The organism is Pseudomonas sp. URMO17WK12:I11 (genome assembly GCF_007677725.1).
GTDB lineage: Bacteria > Pseudomonadota > Gammaproteobacteria > Pseudomonadales > Pseudomonadaceae > Aquipseudomonas.
Genome location: NZ_VEDF01000059.1, coordinates 1 through 263, shown reverse-complemented (window position 1 = coordinate 263; position 263 = coordinate 1). Strand labels below are relative to the sequence as shown.

The window sequence follows — 263 nt, the reverse complement described above, 5'->3', positions numbered from 1 at the left end:
CTCTACGTGCTGGACGGCCATCTGCAGCCGGTACCGCAGGGCGTGCCGGGTGAGCTGTACATCGGTGGCGTCCAGGTTGCTCGTGGCTACCTCAACCGCGCCGAACTCACCGCCGAACGCTTCATCGACGACCCGTTCCGCCCCGGCGGTCGCCTGTACCGTACCGGCGATCTGGCCCGGCACCTGGCCGACGGCAACCTCGAATACCTGGGCCGTAACGACGACCAGGTGAAGCTGCGCGGGCTGCGTATCGAGCTGGGCGA

At 68.1% G+C, this 263-nt stretch carries 1 protein-coding gene; it reads left to right on the top strand.

Annotation, left to right across the window (positions count from 1 at the left end):
* The coding region (locus tag FS665_RS23205; protein ID WP_145193664.1) for an AMP-binding protein at positions 1 to 263 on the top strand (263 nt) is incomplete at both ends.